The organism is Caulobacter sp. (genome assembly GCF_039596335.1).
Lineage (GTDB): Bacteria > Pseudomonadota > Alphaproteobacteria > Caulobacterales > Caulobacteraceae > Caulobacter.
In genome coordinates this window covers 1-18817 of sequence record NZ_JBCNJZ010000008.1, presented here as the reverse complement: position 1 = coordinate 18817, position 18817 = coordinate 1, and the positions used below count along the sequence as shown (strand labels likewise).

General features: G+C 67.6%; 14 protein-coding genes and 2 pseudogenes. 8 read left to right on the top strand and 8 right to left on the bottom strand.

All coding sequences use genetic code 11. From position 1 onward, the window contains the following. Nucleotides 1–91: 91 nt before the first annotated feature. On the bottom strand, nucleotides 92–2986 hold the full coding sequence (gene polA, locus ABDW31_RS17545; protein WP_343699246.1) for a DNA polymerase I: 2895 nt from the start codon (nucleotides 2984–2986) through the stop codon (nucleotides 92–94). A gap of 132 nt (nucleotides 2987–3118) precedes the next feature. Here polA and ABDW31_RS17540 point away from each other — a divergent pair, with 132 nt between their 5' ends. The 4 genes from ABDW31_RS17540 to ABDW31_RS17525 all read left to right on the top strand — a co-directional run bounded on the left by ABDW31_RS17540 (nucleotide 3119) and on the right by ABDW31_RS17525 (nucleotide 8161). Further along, nucleotides 3119–4465, top strand: coding sequence for a TonB family protein (locus ABDW31_RS17540; RefSeq protein WP_343699245.1), 1347 nt, complete (start codon nucleotides 3119–3121; stop codon nucleotides 4463–4465). A 106-nt stretch (nucleotides 4466–4571) separates the two neighbouring features. Further along, nucleotides 4572–5600 carry an aspartate-semialdehyde dehydrogenase gene (locus tag ABDW31_RS17535; protein WP_343699244.1) on the top strand — a complete coding sequence of 343 codons (1029 nt, stop codon included), beginning with the start codon at nucleotides 4572–4574 and terminating at the stop codon, nucleotides 5598–5600. A gap of 94 nt (nucleotides 5601–5694) precedes the next feature. After that, nucleotides 5695–6609: an EamA family transporter RarD gene (gene rarD / locus ABDW31_RS17530; RefSeq protein ID WP_184714558.1), complete on the top strand. Its 915-nt coding sequence runs from the start codon at nucleotides 5695–5697 to the stop codon at nucleotides 6607–6609. Nucleotides 6610–6703: 94 nt separating this feature from the next. Continuing rightward, complete coding sequence (locus tag ABDW31_RS17525; protein ID WP_343699243.1) at nucleotides 6704–8161, top strand: serine hydrolase domain-containing protein; 1458 nt, start codon at nucleotides 6704–6706, stop codon at nucleotides 8159–8161. Here ABDW31_RS17525 and ABDW31_RS17520 read toward each other — a convergent pair. From ABDW31_RS17520 to ahcY, 4 genes are all read right to left on the bottom strand, one after another. After that, nucleotides 8158–8967: a transporter gene (locus ABDW31_RS17520; protein WP_343699242.1), complete on the bottom strand. Its 810-nt coding sequence runs from the start codon at nucleotides 8965–8967 to the stop codon at nucleotides 8158–8160. The two genes, ABDW31_RS17525 and ABDW31_RS17520, sit on opposite strands and share 4 nt — an antisense overlap. A 49-nt stretch (nucleotides 8968–9016) precedes the next feature. Beyond that, nucleotides 9017–10141 (bottom strand): serine hydrolase domain-containing protein, encoded by a 1125-nt coding sequence (locus ABDW31_RS17515; RefSeq protein ID WP_343699241.1) that lies wholly within the window; start codon nucleotides 10139–10141, stop codon nucleotides 9017–9019. A 4-nt stretch (nucleotides 10142–10145) separates the two neighbouring features. Beyond that, nucleotides 10146–10997, bottom strand: coding sequence for a bifunctional hydroxymethylpyrimidine kinase/phosphomethylpyrimidine kinase (locus tag ABDW31_RS17510; protein WP_343699240.1), 852 nt, complete (start codon nucleotides 10995–10997; stop codon nucleotides 10146–10148). A 107-nt stretch (nucleotides 10998–11104) separates the two neighbouring features. Next, entirely contained in the window at nucleotides 11105–12496 is a 1392-nt protein-coding gene (gene ahcY / locus ABDW31_RS17505) for an adenosylhomocysteinase (protein ID WP_343699239.1), read from the bottom strand. 198 nt (nucleotides 12497–12694) lie between these two features. Here ahcY and ABDW31_RS17500 point away from each other — a divergent pair, with 198 nt between their 5' ends. Then, on the top strand, nucleotides 12695–13501 hold the full coding sequence (locus ABDW31_RS17500; RefSeq protein WP_343699238.1) for a hypothetical protein: 807 nt from the start codon (nucleotides 12695–12697) through the stop codon (nucleotides 13499–13501). 7 nt (nucleotides 13502–13508) lie between these two features. Here ABDW31_RS17500 and ABDW31_RS17495 read toward each other — a convergent pair whose 3' ends face one another. Further along, the gene (locus ABDW31_RS17495) at nucleotides 13509–15824 is read right to left on the bottom strand and encodes an ATP-binding protein (RefSeq protein ID WP_343699237.1); all 2316 of its coding nucleotides are present in this window, start codon (nucleotides 15822–15824) and stop codon (nucleotides 13509–13511) included. 119 nt (nucleotides 15825–15943) lie between these two features. Here ABDW31_RS17495 and ABDW31_RS17490 point away from each other — a divergent pair. From ABDW31_RS17490 to ABDW31_RS17480, 3 genes and pseudogenes are all read left to right on the top strand, one after another. Next, nucleotides 15944–16291: pseudogene (locus ABDW31_RS17490) on the top strand (metallopeptidase family protein); the annotation flags it as partial. Next, nucleotides 16271–16729, top strand: coding sequence for a metallopeptidase family protein (locus tag ABDW31_RS17485; RefSeq protein WP_343699415.1), 459 nt, complete (start codon nucleotides 16271–16273; stop codon nucleotides 16727–16729). The pseudogene ABDW31_RS17490 and the gene ABDW31_RS17485, both read left to right, overlap by 21 nt. An 878-nt stretch (nucleotides 16730–17607) precedes the next feature. Beyond that, a complete protein-coding gene (locus ABDW31_RS17480) occupies nucleotides 17608–18039 on the top strand; it encodes an antitoxin Xre/MbcA/ParS toxin-binding domain-containing protein (RefSeq protein WP_184714573.1) in 432 nt (143 codons plus the stop codon). Between the two features lie 323 nt (nucleotides 18040–18362). Here ABDW31_RS17480 and ABDW31_RS17475 read toward each other — a convergent pair. Continuing rightward, a pseudogene (locus ABDW31_RS17475) lies at nucleotides 18363–18545 on the bottom strand (IS110 family transposase); the annotation flags it as partial. Between the two features lie 67 nt (nucleotides 18546–18612). Then, nucleotides 18613–18817: hypothetical protein (locus ABDW31_RS17470; RefSeq protein WP_343699236.1), on the bottom strand; the 205-nt coding region annotated here is incomplete at its 5' end.

Here is an 18817-nt window from a genome sequence, read left to right as displayed (position 1 = left end):
AGTCGCTCGCAAGCATTGCCGAGCCATTAACCCTGACGCGGCGGAATGTCGCAGTTTCGACATTCCGGCGATTTTTGAACCCGTTTCGGGGTCAGTGCGCCTCGTCCCAGTTGAGTGCGGCCCGCGCCTCGACTGTTAGCGGTACCGAGATCGCCACGGCGGGCTCGGCGGCCTTTTCCATGACCGCGGAGATTACCTGGCAGGCGCGCTCGGCCTCGGCCTCCGGGGCCTCGAACACCAGTTCATCGTGCACCTGCAGCAGCATCCGCGCTTCCAGGCCGGCGGCCTCGAGGGCGGCGGGCATGCGGATCATCGCCCGGCGCATGACGTCGGCGGCCGCGCCCTGGATCGGCGCGTTGATCGCCGCCCGCTCGGCGAATTGACGCTGGCCGACCGACTTGGACTGGATCTCCGGGATGTTGATCTTCCGGCCGAAGATGGTCGTGACGTAGCCGTGCTCGCGCACGAAGGCCTTGGTCGCGTCCATATAGGCCTGGATGCCCGGAAAGCGCTCGAAATAGGTCTTGATGTAGGCCCCAGCCTCGCCCTGGGCGATGCCCAGCTGGTTGGCCAGGCCGAAGGCGCTGATGCCGTAGACGATGCCGAAGTTGATGGCCTTGGCCCGGCGGCGGATCATCGGGTCCATGCCCTCGATCGGCGTGTCGAACATTTCCGAGGCCGTCATGGCGTGGATGTCCAGGCCTTCCTGGAAGGCGCGCTTCAGCTGCGGAATGTCGCCGATGTGGGCCAGCAGGCGCAGCTCGATCTGGCTGTAGTCGGCGCTGATCAACACCTTGCCAGGCGGCGCGATGAAGGCCTTGCGGATCTTGCGGCCTTCCTCGGTGCGGACCGGGATGTTCTGCAGGTTCGGGTCCGACGAGGACAGGCGGCCCGTCGTGGTCGCGGCCAGGGCGTAGGAGGTGTGGACCCGGCCCGTGCGCTCGGCGATCGCGGCGATCAGGTTCTCGGTATAGGTGCCCTTGAGCTTGGAGAGCTGACGCCAGTCCAGCAGGACGCGGGGCAGCTCGTGCTCATTGGCCAGGGCTTCCAGCACGTCGCTGTCGGTCGACCACTGGCCGGTGGCGGTCTTCTTGCCGCCCTTCATGTTCAGTTCGCCGAACAGCACGTCGCCGATCTGCTTGGGGCTGCCCAGGTTGAAGGGCCGGCCGACGATCTCCTGGGCGCGCTCCTCGAACTTGGCCATGCGCAGCGAGAACTCGTTGGAGAGAAGTCGCAGCGCCTCGGGATCGACCATGACCCCGTCGTTCTCCATCGCCGCCAGCACGGTCGGCAGCGGACGTTCGAGGGTCTCGTAGACGGTGGACAGGCCTTCGCGCGCCAGGCGGGGCTTCAGGATCTCCCACAGGCGCAGGGTGACGTCGGCGTCCTCGGCGGCGTAGGCCGTCGCCTCGGGCAGGGCCACGTGCTTGAAGCTGATCTGCCCCTTGCCCGTGCCGCAGACCTGCTTGAACGGGATCGGCTTGTGACCCAGGTGCAGCTCGGACAGCTCGTCCATGCCGTGGGCGTGCAGGCCCGCCTCCAGCACGTAGGAGATCAGCATGGTGTCGTCGATCGGCGCCACCTGGATGCCGTGACGGGCCAGGACGGCGATGTCGTACTTGGCGTTCTGGGCCACCTTCAGCACCGCCGGATCTTCCAGCAGCGGCTTCAGCGTCGCCATGACGTCGGCCAGCGCGATCTGCTCGATGTCGGCGGGAGCCTCGAACGCCAGACCGTCGGCCTTCTCGCAGTGGCTGATCGGGATGTAGCAGGCCTCGCCCGCCGCCACCGCCAGCGACACGCCGCACAGGCCGGCATTGGCCGAGGACAGGGCGTCGGTCTCGGTGTCGAAGGCCACCACGCCCTTGGCCGTCGCCTTGGCGACCCAGGCCTGCAGGGTCGGCAGGTCGCGCACGCAAACATAGGCGGCGTGGTCGATGCTGACCGGCTCGGCCACCGGATTGGCGGCGGCGCGGGCGGCCGCGCCCATGTAGGAGACGGTGCTGACCGGGGCCTTCGGTTGGCTCGGAGCCCGATCCAGCGAGCCCGGCGTCGCCGCGGCCGAACCATCGCCGACCCGGCGGGCCAGGGTGCGGAACTCCATCTGCTCCAGGAAGGCCGACAGCGCCTCCTTGTCGGGCTCGCGCACCACCAGGTCGTCCAGCGGCTCGGGCAGCGGGGTGTCGCAGTCCAGCTTCACCAACTGGCGCGACAGGCGGATCTGGTCGGCGAAGTTGATCAGGGTCTCGCGGCGCTTGGGCTGCTTGATCTCGCCCGCCCGGGCCAGCAGCGAGTCGAGATCGCCATATCCCGTGATCAGCTGGGCGGCGGTCTTGATGCCGATGCCCGGCGCGCCCGGAACATTGTCGACGCTGTCGCCGCACAGGGCCTGAACGTCGACGACCTTGTCGGGATAGACGCCAAACTTCTCGAACACCTGCTCGCGATCGATGCGCAGGCCCTTCATGGGATCGAACATCGAGACGCCGTCGCCGATCAGCTGCATCAGGTCCTTGTCCGACGAGACGATCACGGCCTCGCCGCCCAGGTCGCGGACCTTGCAGGCATAGGCGGCGATCAGGTCGTCGGCCTCGTAGCCGGCCAGCTCGATCGCCGGCACGCCGAACGCCCGGGTGGCCTCGCGCACCAGCGGGAACTGCGGGATCAGGTCTTCCGGCGGCGGCGGACGGTGGGCCTTGTACTGGTCGTACAGGCTGTTGCGGAACGTCTTCTCCGAGTGGTCCCAGATCACCGCCAGGTGCGTGGGCGCGTCGCCCTGCATGTCGCGCATCAGCTTCCACAGCATGTTGCAGAAGCCCTGGACGGCGCCCACCGGCAGGCCGTCGCTCTTGCGGGTCAGCGGCGGCAGGGCGTGATAGGCGCGGAACAGATAGGCCGACCCATCGACCAGGAACAGCCGTACGGCGGGCCCGTCCTGGGTCAGTTCGGAAGTCTGGGGAAGCGAGGGAGCGGCGACGTCGGTCATGGCCGGCAACATAGGAGGCAAGCGGCGGCGCGGAAAGCCTTCGCCGCCCCCTTGGCGAACAGCAATCGGATCGCATAAACTACCTCAGGTCGCGTCATGGCATTTCGTCGCGCGCCGTGTGGGGGTCTTATCTTGCTGTTGCGTCATGTCGCGCTGATGCTGTTGGTCGGCGCGCCGATCGCGGGCTCCGCCCACGCCCAGGCCGGACACTCTGGCCAGGTCCCGCAAGCCATCGCCGACTGGAAGCCGGAGTTCATCGCGCACGTCCCCAAGGACCGGCTGAAGGCGGCCTTCCCCAAGGGGGCGACCAGCACCGGCCGGGCCGTGCTTAGCTGCACCGCGACCGCCGAAGGCCGGCTGGCGGACTGCCGGGTCATGCGCGAGGACCCCGCCGGCCAGGGCTTCGGCCAAGCCGCGCTGTCGGTGGTCGGCTACGAGCGGATCAAGAAGAAGGACAACGCCGGCGCCTCGGTGGCCGGCCGGCAGGTGCTGAGCCGCTTCGAGTTCCTCGCGCCCGGCGACGCGGATCCCAACTGGATCCGCCAGCCCAGCGGCGCCGACATGGCCAATGTCTTTCCCAAGGGCGCGATCGACAAGCGCGTGGGCGGCAAGGCGGTCATCACTTGCCAGGTCACGGTCGAAGGCTTTCTGCAAGCCTGCAAGGCGCAGTCGGAATCGCCGGAAGGCCTTGGCTTCGGCGCGGCCGGCCTGCAGCTGGCCCCGCAGTTTCGCATGTCGCCCAAGATCCGCGGCGGCAAGGCCGTGCCGGGCGGCGAGGTCAGCATCCCGATCACCTGGGCCGCCCCCGACGCCGGCGCGATCATCACCAGCACCTCCGTCGTAATGGATCCGCCGTGGAGCCGCGTGCCCACCCAGGCCGAGATCGACGCCGTCTGGCCGGCCGCCGCCAAGGGCCTGTCGAGCGGCCAGGCCGCCCTGCGCTGCCGACTGCAGGCCAGCGGCGTACTGAACCAATGCGACGTGATCTCCGAGAACCCGCGCGGCAAGGGGTTCGGCAAGGCCGCCATGACGCTATCCAAGCTGTTTCAGGTCAGCGTCGATCCGAACCTGGGCAAGACGCTGAAGACCCTGAAGATCGACGTGCCATTCCGCTTCCGCGATCCAGCCGCGCCCGAGAGCCGCACGCTGAGCAAGCCGCGCTGGACCCGCACGCTGAGCCCGGAGAGCATGACCACCCTTTATCCGGAGGTCGCCTTGAAGGCCGGGGTCAAGGCCGGCGTCGGCGTGGCCGCCTGCGTGATCACCGCCGGCGGCGAGCTGGCCGACTGCTCGGTGGCGCGCGAAACGCCCAAGGACCTGGGCTTCGGCGCGGCGGCGCTGAAGGCCGCCGGGGCGATGAAGATGAACCCATGGACCACGGAAGGCGACGGCGTCGACGGACTGAGGGTCACCATCCCGTTCGAGTTCACCTGGAGCGGTCCCATGCCCAGCGAGCCCGACAAGGCCCCCGGCCAATAAGTCTTCCCCCCGCCCCAGAAACCCTCGCCTTGCGTGAGGGGGTCTGGAGGCGTACGGGAACGACGCTCCGCGAGATCGGCGGGAGCACAGTATTCAGGAGAGCGCGATGGGTTACCGGGTCGCCGTGGTCGGCGCCACGGGCAATGTGGGCCGAGAGATGTTCAACATCCTCGAGGAAGTCAAATTCCCGGTCGACAAGATGCACGCCATCGCCAGCCGTAAATCGATCGGCGTCGAGGTCTCGTTCGGCAGCCAGATCCTGCACTGCGAGGACCTGGAGCAGTTCGACTTCTCGACCGTCGACCTGGTGCTGATGAGCGCCGGCGGGTCGATCTCGGCCGCCTGGGGCGAGAAGATCGGCGCGGCCGGCCCGATCGTCATCGACAACAGCAGCCACTTCCGCATGGATCCGGACGTGCCGCTGGTGGTGCCGGAAGTGAACCCGGGCGCCGTCGACAAGCTGCCCAAGAACATCATCGCCAACCCCAACTGCTCGACCGCCCAGCTGGTGGTGGTGCTGGCCCCGCTGCACGCCGAGGCCAAGATCAAGCGCGTCGTCGTCTCGACCTACCAGTCGGTGTCGGGCGCCGGCAAAGAGGGCATGGACGAGCTGTGGGACCAGACCAAGGGCGTCTTCGTCCTGGGCGCCCCGCCGCCCAAGAAGTTCACCAAGCAGATCGCCTTCAACGTCATCCCGCACATCGATGTGTTCATGGAGGACGGCTACACGAAGGAAGAGTGGAAGATGATGGCCGAGACCAAGAAGATCTTGGATCCGGCGATCAAGCTGACCGCCACCGCCGTGCGCGTGCCGGTCATGGTCGGCCACGCCGAAGCCGTGAACATCGAGTTCGAGACCCCGCTGGACGAGGACGACGTCCGCGAGATCCTGCGCGACGCCGACGGCGTGGAAGTCATCGATAAGCGCGAGGACGGCGGCTACATGACGCCGAAGGAAAGCGCCGGCGAATTCCCGGTCTATGTCTCGCGCATCCGCACCGACGCTACGGTCGAGAACGGCATCGCCCTGTGGTGCGTCGCCGACAACCTGCGCAAGGGCGCGGCGCTGAACGCGGTGCAGATTGCGCAACTGCTGCACGACAAAGGTCTGATCAAGCAGAAGACCCCGGCCTGACGCCATCACCCGCAACAAGCGGGTTGAAATCAGGGCTCCCGGGGCAGACGTCCCGGGAGCCTTTTTCGTTTCTGACCATGAAGGACCCGCCCACATGTCGGCGAGCGTGAACGAGACTCCGGACCAGACGCGGTCGGCCTATATCGCCGGGGTCGGCTGCTACCTGCTGTGGGGCTTCCTGCCGCTTTACTTCCACCTGCTGTCGCAGATGGGCGTGACCTCCTGGGAGATGATCGCTCACCGCACGATGTGGTCGGTGCTGTGGGCAGGCGGGCTGGTGCTGCTGGCCAAGCAGGCGACCCAGGTCGGCCAAGTGCTGCGCCAGCCCAAGACCCTGGGCATCCTGGCGCTGTCGACCCTGATGATCTTCGCCAACTGGACGATCTATGTCTTCGCGGTCAACGCCGGCAAGGTGATCGAGGCCAGCCTCGGCTATTACATCAACCCGCTGATGAACATGGCGGCCGGGGCCCTGCTGTTCCGCGAACGCCTGTCGACCGAAGGCAAGGTCGCCATCGGCCTGGCGGCGGTCGGCGTCGGCATCCAGACCCTGGCCCTGGGCCATCTGCCGCTGGTCTCGCTGGGCCTGGCCGTGTCGTTCTGCGCCTATGCCATCCTGCGCAAGCAGGTGAAGGCCGACGCCCAGACGGGCCTGTTCTTCGAATGCGCCTATCTGGCCCTGCCGGGCCTGTTCTACGTCCTGCACCTGCAGGCCACCGGCCAGGGCCACTTCGGCCAGGGCGCTGGCGTCAGCCTGCTGCTGGCCCTGGCCGGCCCGGCCACAGTTGTGCCGCTAGCCCTGTTCGCCTGGTCGGCGCGCCGCCTGCCCCTGTCGGCGGTCGGCTTCCTGCAGTTCATCGCCCCGACCCTCCAGTTCCTGCTGGGCGTGGCCCTGGGCGAGAGCTTCACGCCGCTGCGGGCCCTGTCGTTCCTGTTCATCTGGCTGGGCGTCGCGGCCTTCGCCTACGGCGCCTGGAGACGGACCAAGGTCGCGGCGGCCACGGCCTAGATTACGGCGAATTCACCGTGATTACGGGGAGTTAAGCGGCAAGCAGGGCCTTGGCGTGCGACAGCCTTCGGGACTGCAACCCCCGGAGGCGATCGTGCCGGCCCTCTCCCGTCGCGGCCTGTTGGCCGCCCTGCCCCTGCTGACCCTGGCGCCCCGCGCCTTCGCCGCGCCCCTGCCCGGCGGCGACGTCACGGGTCGCGCCCTGGTCGCCGCCCTGAACGGCGAGAGCGACGTCCAGGCGTTCCTGGCCGCCCATGCCTCGCCCGCCGGCCAAGCCCGCGCCGCGCGCTGGACCGAAACCCTGCAGCGTCTGCGCGCGGCCTCTGGCGGAGCCGACTATGTCGGCAGCTTCGACGGCGGCCCGGGCGAGGCGCTGGTGCGCATCCGTACCCGCCGCCAGAAGGTGGTCCGCGACCTGCTGGTGCGGCCAGACCGCGACGCGCCCGAGCGCCTGTACGACCTGATCGCCGTGCCGCGCCCCCTACCCTATGCCGGCGAGGTCCCGGCCAAGCCGCTGAGCCGCCCGGCCCTGCGCGCGGCCCTGGCCCGCCGGGTCGAGGCCGCCGTCGCCCAGGACGCCTTTTCCGGTGTGGTCCGGGTGGTCGCCCCCGACGGCGCGGTGGTCTACGAGGCCGCTCATGGCTTGGCCAACCGCGACGACGGCGTCCGCCTGACCCCAGACAGCCGCCTGCATCTAGGCTCGGCCGACAAGAGCTTCACAGCCCTGATCGTCGGCGGCCTGATCGAGCAGGGCAAGCTGACCTTTGACACCCGGCTGATCGACGTCCTGCCGGACTATCCCAACGCCGAGGCCGCGCGGGCCATCACCGTCCGCCACCTGCTCAGCCACTCGGCGGGCCTGGGCACGCTGTGGGATCGCCCCCTGTACGATGGTCGCAAGCCCTATCGCCGGGTCGCCGAGCTGCTGCCGGTGTTCGCCGCCGAGCCGCTGCTCTACGCCCCGGGCAGCCGCGCGGCCTACAGCAACGAGGGCTTCGTGGTGCTGGGCGCGGCGATCGAGGCGGTGACCGGGACCGACTGGTGGACGCAGCTGGACCAGCGCATCTATCACCCGGTCGGCATGGTCCGCAGCGGCCACTTCACCCTGGATCAGACCGTGCCTGGCCGCGCGGTCGGCTATCGCTATCCGCCCGAGGACCTGCTGGGCCTGGGGGAGCGGCAGCCGAACTGGGGCTTCCTGGGCTGGCGCGGCAACAGCTGCGGCGGCGGCTATTCCACCGTCGCCGACATGACCGCCTATCTGCGCGCCCTGCGGGCCGGCAAGATCGTCTCGCCGGCCATGGCCGAGACCCTGACCGGCCGTAATACCGGCGGCCTCGCCAACTACGGCCTGGGCTTCACCCATCGGACCGTGGGCGGCCGCACCCTGCGCGGCCACGGCGGCGGCGGGCCCACCTCGGGCATCGAGGGCGACACCCAGATCGTCTGGGAGACCGGCTGGGCCTATTCGATCCTGGGCAATTACGACGCCCCGTTCGTCACCGCCATCAGCCGCGACATCGCCACGATGCTGGCGGCCCAGGACGCCTAGAACCGGTGGGCCAGGCCGACGGCCAGCTCCAGGTCCGGGGTCTGGCGGTTGAGGCCGACATAGGCCGAGGCGTCCAGCTGGACGTCGTGCAGCGCCTTGGGCGTCCAGGCGGCCGTCAGGTCGAGGCTGGTCTGGGTGACGGGGCCGGCGGGATCCTCGTCGCGGTCGACCCAGAGCTCGACGTCGAAATTGACCGGCCCGATGGCGTGGCCGACGCCCGCGGCCAGGGCGTAGCCGGCGTGGCGGCCCGTCCCGCTGGCGTTCTCGCGCGCCTCGACCTGCGGCGACAGGTTCAGCGACCAGTCCTGGCCCAGCGGCACGGACAGCGGAACGGCCACCCCGCCCTGCCACAGCTCACCGCCGACGCCGTGCGCACCGGTCGGGGCGGTGACGAAGGGCTCCAGGGCCAGGGAGACGCCGTCGCCGGCCGGATGTCGCAGCGACCACCGCAGGGCCAGCCCCAGGTCGCCGTCGCCTGAGACGGTGTCCACGGTCCCGCTGGCGCGATCCTTCGTCCGCACCCGCTCGTGGGCGGTCCAGGTCATCTGGCCCTCGACGGTGGCGGAAAGGCCCAGGCGCAGCTCCAGCGCACCATAGGTCACGTCGTCGACGGATGTGCCGCCGCCGCGGCTGAAGCTGGCGTCGACCCCGGCCAGTTCAGCCTGCAGGCGGCCCGCGTCCAGTACGCACGGCGGCGAGCCCTTGCCCGGGCGGTCGGCGCAGAAGTCGCGCTCTTGCGCCTGGACGCCGCCAGCGGCGGCCAGGACGGTCAACGTCGTCAGAACGATCGCGGCGATGCGGGCCATGCGTCACTCCTTGAAGCGACGATCCTAAGGCCCGAAGCTTCAACGCCGCCTAAAGACTGGCGTAGGCCGCCTTGATCAGGCGCACCGCGCGCGGGTCGCCGATCAGGGCGTTGCCCTGCTTGTTCATCACATACGAACCGGACACGCCGCGCGTCGGATCGGCGAAGGCGCACGAGCCGCCCCAGCCGGAGTGGCCGAACGCCTCGGCCGTCGGGCCGTAATAGAAGTTGGGCGCGTTGCGCATGAAGCCCGCGCCCCAGCTGATCACATAGGGCAGGACGAGGTCCTGGCCGACGATGCGTTGAGCGGCGGCGGCCTTGATGCCGGCGGGCGTGATGATCGAGCGACCGTCCAGCGTACCGTCGCCGGCCAGGGCGCTCATCAGCCGGGCCAGGGCCGGGGCGGTGGCGTGGCCGTTGGCCGAGGGGATCTCGACCCGCCGCCACTCGGCCGCGCCCTTGCCGCCGGGCGAGGACCACGGCTTGAGGAAGGCGGCCTGCACCGCGTCGTTCAGCTCGCCGAACTTGGGCATGGCGGTCGGGCGCATCAGCTCGGCGACGCGGCCGTGTTCGCTGTCGGGCAGGCCGATCCAGATATCCAGGCCGAACGGCTCGCACAGGTCCTCACGCAGCGCCGTGCCCAGGGTGCGGCCGTCGACGCGGCGGAAGATCTCGCCGGCCAGATAGCCGTAGGTCACCGGGTGATAGCCGCTGGCCGAGCCGATCGGGAACAGCGGGGCCATGGCGGCGAGTTTCGCGCAGGTGGCGTCCCAGTCGAACCAGATCGCCGGGTCGGTTTCGTCCGGGAAGCCCGACAGGCCGGCCTGGTGCGACAGGGCCTGCTCGACGGTGACCGCCTCCTTGCCCGCCTGCGCGAACTCGGGCCAGACGTCGGCGACGGGCTGGTCGTAGGCGAGGCGGCCTTCGTCCACGAGACGGGCGACCATCAGGGCCGCCACGGCCTTGGTCGTCGAGAACAGGGCCGTCAGGGTGTCGGGACCGAATGGCGTCTCGCGCTTGCGGTCGGCATGGCCGCCCATCAGGTCGACAACGATCTCGCCATCGATGGCGAAGGCGAAGCGCGCGCCCAGCTCGCCATTGTTCTCGAAATTGGCTTCGAACGCCTCGCGGACGCGGGCGAAGCGGTCGGGGCAGAGGCCGGTGATCTCGGTCATTGTTCTAGGCCAGGCGCTCGATGCGGACGGTCGGCGAGGTCTGCTTGATGCGCGCGCCCATGGCGACGATCGGCAGCTCGGGCGCGTTCCAGATGTTGGCGGCGGTGATGGTCTCGGCCACGCCGCCGACGGCGCGGGCCAGGCCGTACGAGAAGGTCTGCCCCTCCAGGATCGAGGCGGCGTAGAGGGCCGTCAACAGGTCGCCCGTGCCGTTGGGCGAGCGCTCGGCCTTGGCGTGGGCGGCCAGCCAGGCTTCCTTCTTGTCGGCCAGGACGGCGCCGATCTCGGTCCCGCGGAAGACAGAGGACACCAGGGTGGTCTTGCCCAGCAGGCGCGCGGCCTTCATGGCCGAGACCGGGTCGCGGGCGTCGGTCCCGGTCAGCTTCTGCAGCTCCCAGGCGTTGCAGGCTACGACGTCAGCGCGCGGGATCAGGTCGGCGATGATCTCGTCGGCGGTCTCGGTCGGGATGTAGAGGCCCTTGCCGGCGTCGCCCATGGTCGGGTCGACCACGACGATCGGCCGGCGGGTGGCCGCGCCCTGCGGACGGGGTGTCTCGCGCACGGCGTCGATGACCCGCGCGGCGGCCCGGGCCTGGGCCGGAGCGGCGAAGTAGCCGGTGATGACCACGTCGACCAGGCCGAACAGGCCGTTCGCCTCGATGCCGTCCAGCATGCCCTCGAACACCTCGATCGGCACGGGCGCGCCGCCGGGGATGCCCCAGCCGGGATGACGGCCATACAGCACGGTCGGCACGACCATCGAGTCGATGCGGAACTGCGCCAGGGCGGTGGCCTGCGCCGTCGCGCCCACCTGGCTGCCGGCGACATGGCTGGAAAGGATCAAGGCTAGCGGCATGCCAAAGCGATTAGCCGAGCATTGCGGACTTGAATAGGGCGTCGCCAAAAAGAAAAGGCCCGCCGTGATGGCGGGCCTTCCCCTTGGGAAATCAGACGATTTCTCGCTTAGTAGCGGTAGTGGTCCGGCTTGAAGGGACCAGCTTCCGGCACGTTGATGTAGTCGGCCTGCTCTTTGCGCAGGGTGGTCAGCTTCGCGCCCAGCTTTTCCAGGTGCAGGAAGGCAACCTTCTCATCCAGGTGCTTGGGCAGGGTGTAGACCTGGTTCTCGTACTTGGAGGCGTTGGTCCACAGTTCGATCTGGGCCAGCGTCTGGTTGGTGAACGAGGCCGACATCACGAACGAGGGGTGACCCGTCGCGTTGCCCAGGTTCACCAGACGGCCTTCCGACAGCAGGATGATCTTCTTGCCGTCCGGGAATTCCACGTGGTGGACCTGCGGCTTGATCTCGTCCCACTTGAAGTTCTTCAGGCCGGCGACCTGGATCTCCGAGTCGAAGTGACCGATGTTGCAGACGATGGCGTTGTTCTTCATCCGGCGCATGTCGTCGACCGTGATGACGTCCTTGTTGCCCGTCGCCGTGACGAAGATGTCGGCCTTGTCGGCGACGTCGGCCAGGGTCTGGACCTCATAGCCTTCCATCGCCGCCTGCAGGGCGCAGATCGGGTCGATTTCGGTGACGATCACGCGGGCGCCGCCTTGGCGCAGCGAGGCGGCCGAGCCCTTGCCCACGTCGCCGTAGCCGCAGACCACCGCGACCTTGCCCGACAGCATGACGTCGGTGCCGCGACGGATCGCGTCGACCAGCGATTCACGGCAGCCGTACAGGTTGTCGAACTTCGACTTGGTGACGCTGTCGTTGACGTTGATGGCCGGGAACGGCAGCTCGCCCTTCTGGGCCATGTGGTACAGACGATGGACGCCCGTGGTGGTCTCTTCCGAGACGCCGCCGATGGCCGAACGGATGGCCGAGTAGAAGCCCGGCTTTTCGGCCAGGTACTTCTTCATCACGGCGAACAGGGCTTCTTCTTCCTCGTTCTGCGGGTTGTCGAGGATCGAGGGATCCTTCTCGGCCTTCGGGCCCAGAACGCAGAGCAGGGTGGCGTCGCCGCCGTCGTCCAGGATCAGGTTCGGGTAGCCACCGTCGTGCCACTCAAAGATCTTGTGGGCGTATTCCCAGTACTCGACCAGGTTCTCGCCCTTGAAGGCGAAGACCGGGATGCCGGCGGCGGCGATGGCGGCCGCGGCGTGGTCCTGGGTCGAGAAGATGTTGCACGAGGCCCAGCGGACTTCGGCGCCCAGGGCGACCAGGGTCTCGATCAGGACGCCGGTCTGGATGGTCATGTGCAGGCTGCCGGCGATGCGGGCGCCCTTCAGGATCTGCTGCGGACCGTACTCGGCGCGCGTGGCCATCAGGCCCGGCATTTCGGTCTCGGCGATAGCCAGTTCCTTGCGGCCGAAGTCGGCGAGCGAGATGTCCTTGACGATATAGTCGGCCACGTGCGGCTCCTGCGTCGTTGGGGTCTTAAGAATGGGGTGTTGGGCGCGGCTTATAACCCGGCAGGCCCTTCCGAGCAATTAACGCATAAAGATATCTTTATGTCCGAAGGCTGGATAGGCCGCAAACCCTGTCGCCGCCTGGCTTGACAGGCTTTCAGACCAGGCGCTTTCTTAAGCGAGCAGGACGGGAGACGCTCTATGCTGGGTAGCATTCTCTTCGCCGCGGCCCTGATGGCCGCCGATACGCCGCTGGACGCCGCCGATCTTAAAGCCGCCATGCAAGGTGACCGCCAGCCCGGCGCCGTCACACCCGTGGGTCGCCCGTTCCGGATCGAGATTCCCTTCGTCGACGGCCGTAAGCGCAACGTGCCGACGTTCCAGAGTCCTGCCCGCTGGGTCTATGACTACAAGCGTAGCCAACTGGACCTGATCATCGGCCCGGGCGAAATTACCGCGACGAACTACGATCAATTCGCGCCCCAGGGCCTGGACCATCTACCGCCGCTGCAGAGCTTCGTCTTTGACTCGCGCCAGATCACGGACATGACTAGCTTCAACATCGACAACCAGACCAGGGCGCATAACCGCGCCAATGACGGGCTGGGCGACGGGCGCGGCGACGCCTATGAGCTAGGCACGGTGTCCCGGGTGACCAGTTTTGCACTCGCCGTCCCCTACGACGCCAAGGGCGTGTCCGGCCTGCCGGACGGCATGAAGCCGCTGGCCATCCACAAGGTGGCGCGCCTGCCTCAGAGCGAACTGCGCCGCTTCGTCGGCCAGATGGCGCTGGTGCTGGAGGGCGAGACCACCGATCTGGGCCAAAAGCCTCCCACCTTCTGCGGCGGTTTCCGAGGCGGCGTGCAATCCCAGGTCCTGGCCAATCGGGAAATGTTCTCGATCTTCTCCAAGCAGTGCTTCGTCACCGCCCACATCACCAAGGTGACCGTGCTGCGCGGCAACGAGGTCCTGGCGTCCTGGCCGCGCCCGCCGGTCGCCGCCGACTAAGACCGACCTAAAACCCCAGCTCCGGCTGCATAGCCCCCGGCTGCTGGGTCTCGGGCAGGTGGCAGGTGAAGGTCGAGCCGGCGCCCGGCTCGCTCTCCAGCGCCACCCAGCCGCCATGCAGCTCGACCAGCGCCTTGACCAGGGCCAGGCCCAGACCCGGACCGCCGCGATCGCGGCCGACGAAGCGGTCGAAGATGTGGGCCTGCACGTGGAAGGGCACGCCGCGGCCGGTGTCGCGCACGTCGAGGCGAACCTCGCCCAGCGCGCGGCGGGCCGACAGGGTGACCTGACCGCCGGGCGGGGTCTGGCGCAGGGCGTTCTCGACCAGGTGGTCCATGGTCTGGGTCAGGCGCTTGGCGTCGCCGCGGATCAGGCCGACGTCCTCCTCGCACTCGACCACCAGGGTGACCGCGCCTAGCTGGGCGTCCTTCAGGGCGCGCTCCTGGGCGTTGAGCAGCAAGTCGGTGACGCGGATGTCCTCGATCTCCAGCGCCATTTCGCCGGCGTCGATCTGGGCCATGTCCAGCACGTCGTCGATCGAGCGGGCTAGCTGGGTGGCGGCGGCGCGAACGGCGGCCACGTGGTTGCGGCCGCGCTCGGAGATGCCGTCGGCGCGCTCCAGCAGTTCGGAATAGCCGATGATCGTCGTCAGCGGTGTGCGCAGTTCGTACGAGACATTGCCGACGAAGTCGCGCTTCAGCCTTTCGGCCTCGGCCAGGGCGGCGGACCGGTCGGCCAGGGCGCTCTGCAGGTCGCGGGTGTCGGTGACGTCGGCGAAGGCGATCAGCGTCGCGCCGTCCGGCAGCGGCCGGCTCTGATAGACCACGATGCGGCCGTCCGAGGTACGGACTTCGCCCGAGGTGGGCGCGCGCATCTGCGGATCCGGGTCAGCGACGCGGCCCTTCAACTCGCGCCAGAAGGCCAGGTCGTGCAGGCGCGGCACGCAAAGGTCCACCACGCCCTCGAAATCGCCGGCCGCCTCCAGGGCGAAGGCGCTGACGTTCCAGAAGGTCTCGAAGGCTTCGTTGTGCAGGCGCAGGCGGCCGTCCGAGCCGAACACGGCGACGGCGTCGTTCAGCTTGTCCAGCGTGGCCTGCTGCACCTGGATCAGGGCGTTGTACTGGGCCTTCAGGCGCAGCTCGCCGGTGATGTCGGAATAGATCAGCAGCATGCCGCCCAGCGGGTGGGGCTGGCGGACGACCTTCAAGGTGCGCCCGTCGGGCAGGTGCCACAGGTCGTCGGCCTGAGGTCCCAGGTCCTCGTAGCGGGCCAGCTCGGCGGCCTTCCAGCCGGCATAGTCGATGGTCTCAGGCAGGCGGCGGCGCTGGCGCAGACGGTCCAGCACCTCGCCGTGGGTCGGCCGCTCGGCCAGCCAGGCCGGCTCCAGGCCCCACAGGGTGGCGAAGGCGGTGTTGTGATACGACAGGCGCCGGGTCTGGCTGAAAATCGCCACGGCCTCGGCGATGTGGTTCAGGGTCTCGTCGTGGGCCTCGACGTGCTTCTTGAAGGCGTCGCGGACGTCCTCGATCTCGGTGACGTCGGCGCAGAACACGCCCACCCCGCCGCCTTCCAGCGGTTCGGCCGACAGGCGGAAGGCGCGGCGGCGGCCCTCCAGATTGATCCAGCGCAGGGCCTCCTTGCGAACGCCCGCCTTCGCCGCCTCGGCAATCATGGCGTCGGCGGCGCGGTCGAAGCTCTTGCCGGCCAGGGCCGCGGCCGTCGGCGCGGTCGCCCCCACAGCGCGGATGAAGGCGGTGTTTCCCCAGACGGCCTGGCCGTCGGCGCCCGCCACCCAGGCCGGCTCGAACACGCTGTCGACCAGGGCCGCGAAACGGGCCGCCGAAGGCAGACCGACATCGCCGCCGCTGACCGCAGATAGGCGCAGCCAGGCCAGGGCGCCCGACGCGCGGCCCTCGACCGCCACGGATCCGGCCTTGCCGCGCGCCTCGAACCCGCAGGCCTCGCCGCGTTCGAACAGGGCCGTCAGCTTCTGGGCGTGATCGGGATCGGCGCGGCCGATGGCGGTGACCACCGCCTGCACCTGCGCCTCGACATCCAGCACCCTGGCGCAGGCCGAAAGGCCTTCGCCGCCAGCCGCCAGCCACGACTGGTCGCCCTCGACCGCCACGATGGCGGTGTCGAAAGCCTCGACCCAGGCCGGCGCGTTCGGGCTGTCGCCGCCCGGCTGTTCGACCAGACGGGACTTCAGCGCGGCGATGCGGGCCTCGAAACTCCGGCGCTGGCTCAGCGACCACAGGCTGACGCAAATGGCGAGGCAAACCGCGCCGGCCGTCGCCGCGAGGATCAGATCAAAGGGAGTCATCAGGCGCGTCGTTACCCAGCGGGTCAGCGAATCAGACTTTCAGAATAGTCCGCCCATGACCAGAGGGCGACCACTCGCTCCCCCCTGGCGCCGCGCGCCAATCGGTCTATGTGGAGGCCATGACCTGGACCGATCGCCTCGCCCCGTCGCTGGACGACTTCGCCTTGCTGGCCAAGCAGGCTTTCGACGCCCTGCCCGACGACTTCCGCAAGCTGTCGGGCGACGTGGTCATCCGGGTCGACGACTTTCCCACCGAGGACGTGCTGGAAAGCCTGGGCATCGAGGACCCGTTCGAGCTGACCGGCCTCTACCAGGGCGTGGACCTGGGTCACCGCTCGGTGCTGGACTACGGGACCGAGCCGTCGCGGGTCTTTCTCTATCGCCGCCCGATCCTGGACGAATGGGCCGAACGCGGCGATGTCGCCCTGGGCGAGCTGATCACCCACGTGTTGGTCCATGAATTAGGTAAGGTCGCAACTGTAATCGGGCCGCCAAGCGCGGTTTTTGAGGAGGGATGGGGTGTAGTCCAGGCGCCGTCCCTAGCGGATTTTGCGAATGTCGCGGAGCAGGCATTGGCCAACCTGCCGTCGGCGATAAGAGCGGCCGTTGGTGATGTTCAGATCAGAATTGAAGAGTTCGCCGACCGGGAGACGCTCGATGCGCTTGAGATCGACGATGCTTTCGAGCTCACAGGAGTCTACGAGGGCATCGATCTAACCAAGCGAAGCTTGTTTGACGTTGCGCCGACGCCCTCCAATATTCGTCTCTTCCGCCGCCCAATCTTGGACGAGTGGAGCGAGGGCGAGGAGGGCTTTCAGTCCCTGGTCGAACATGTCTTCGTACATGAGGTCGCCCATCATTTTGGCTTCACCGACGCGGGTATCGAGTACGTCGAACAATCCTAGAGACCGATATTCAGTTCGTCCTTGCAGCCCATATTATTTCTCGCCACTCCAAACACGAAAGCATGCTCGGATCAGATGTTCAGGCTGGACGCCAAGTGCGGCGGACAGTTCAAATAGTTCGATCAAGTCAATCCGACGCTCGCCCCGCTCCAACTTGGAAACGTAGGATTGTGGCTTTCCTAAGCGCACAGCGAGTTGGACCTGCGTCAGCCCTTGGCTGTGCCGAGCATCGACGAAAATCTCGCGGAGCTTTACATACTCTGCGGCAAAAGTGCGGTTTGCCATTATCGCCGACGCTGTTGACGTCTGGCTTGGCTAAAACCGATTTCAGGATATCCCAGATCGGGTTATTTTGACGCCCGTGAAGAGCCAATGCGCAGACGAACGAGCCGCCGTCGATTTGCCGGGATGCTGGGAATACCTGCGCCTCGTCCTCCCGTTGCTACAATGGGAGCGGCGTGGAGGGCCCGAGCTTCTGGCACCCGTTTTCATGGACGAGGGGCTGTCGCTGCTCGCGGCTCAGACCGAAACCACAGCCTGCGCTCTTGTCGGCGAGCTCAACTTCAACAGCCGGTCTGACCTGCGCGTGTGGGTTCCCTGGTCACTCTGGGCGAGAGCCGACGCCTTGAGAAGTCGCTTTTCCAGAGAGGCCTTGCTGGCGGGTCGGGACGAATGGACCACACGGAGAGTGCTGCTTTGCGCGCTGGGGGCACGCGCCGCGAAAAGCCGGGAGCAATGGGGATACGAGGATGGAGCCGGCGATTACCGGAACCGAAGATCCCAACGGCGATCTACTTCTTCTATAAGCGCAGAATTGTAGCTTGGAGGCTTGGATATTGTCATTTGCTCGGCGTTGGTGCCGTTGTCAGGGGACAGAAATGCCTCGTCAGAACGTAACTGCGGAAGCACTTCTAGGCATCGAGGGCTTAGAGCCTGCGTCGCCGTGGGCACTGGCCCATTCTATCGAGGCGGGGTTGCCCGTTGCGGCGCTGGAACAGTTCACCGAAATCATGGCGCCCGATGATGCCCTCTTCAAATATCGTCTTGTTCCAAAGGCGACCTTGCAGAGGCGGAAAAAATCCACAGGTCGACTGACGACCGATGAAGGTGACCGCCTCGTGCGACTCGCAAGGGTCTTCAGCTTCGCCATCGAAATTTACGGGAGCCCGGATCGGGCTCGCGAATTCCTGCGTCGTCCTCACACAATGCTGGGAGGCAAGCCCCCACTCGACGTAGCTTTGACCACGAGCCCCGGCACCGATCTGGTCATCAACCTTCTGGGAAGACTGGCCTATGGGGGGACAGTTTGACCAGCAAGCTCGGTGAGCGAAGGCCGCAATCGCTGCGCTGGTTCAGCCGGTTTGCGCCATGTGTGGACGGCTCCCCGTTGGCAAGGGTGATCTGACGTTCTGCGAGGCTTGGTCGGTGCGGCCATGTGTTCGACCTGTTGGTGCGGTACGCATGACCGCTGGCCATAATGCCTTCCGCGAAGATGGGTCCCTACCAATTGCACGCGCTCGAGGCGCGATGGCGCGAGTGGGTTATCCCGCCTTCCGGTATCGACCGGCTGTCGCATTACATCTCATCCGCCCTTCCCAAGTTCGGTGGCCGCAGCGTGGCGCTGGACCTGTCTCTAAGCCGGCTGCGGCTCCCGATACCGCTCGCCGCTGGTCATGATTGCCCAGATCATCCGGGCGTTCTTGTTAGCCAAGGCGACGGCCACGACCTTCGGCGTTCGCCGCGCCAGTAGCTGCAGGAGCCACGGTCGACGCGTGCCGTTGCGCTGGGCGTATCGAACGACGGCAAGGGCGCCGACCCATGGCTCTCCTCCAGCTCAAACCGGAAGCCAAGGCTGCCGGTGGGGTGGAGAGCCGTCCACAGCATCATTTGCGGACGTTGACGCCCCACCATGTTCCGGACGCTCCCTGGCCCGGTGCTACCCTGATTTGATCCGCTAAGGCTGTGTTTCGGCTTGCAAAAATGACCCCCATCTCGGGGATATCGGCGTCCAAAAATGACCCCCTGTCCTTGAGGCTTTGATGGCCAGATCGGCGGCTTGTGTAGCCGCGGATCGAGACGGGGATGTTG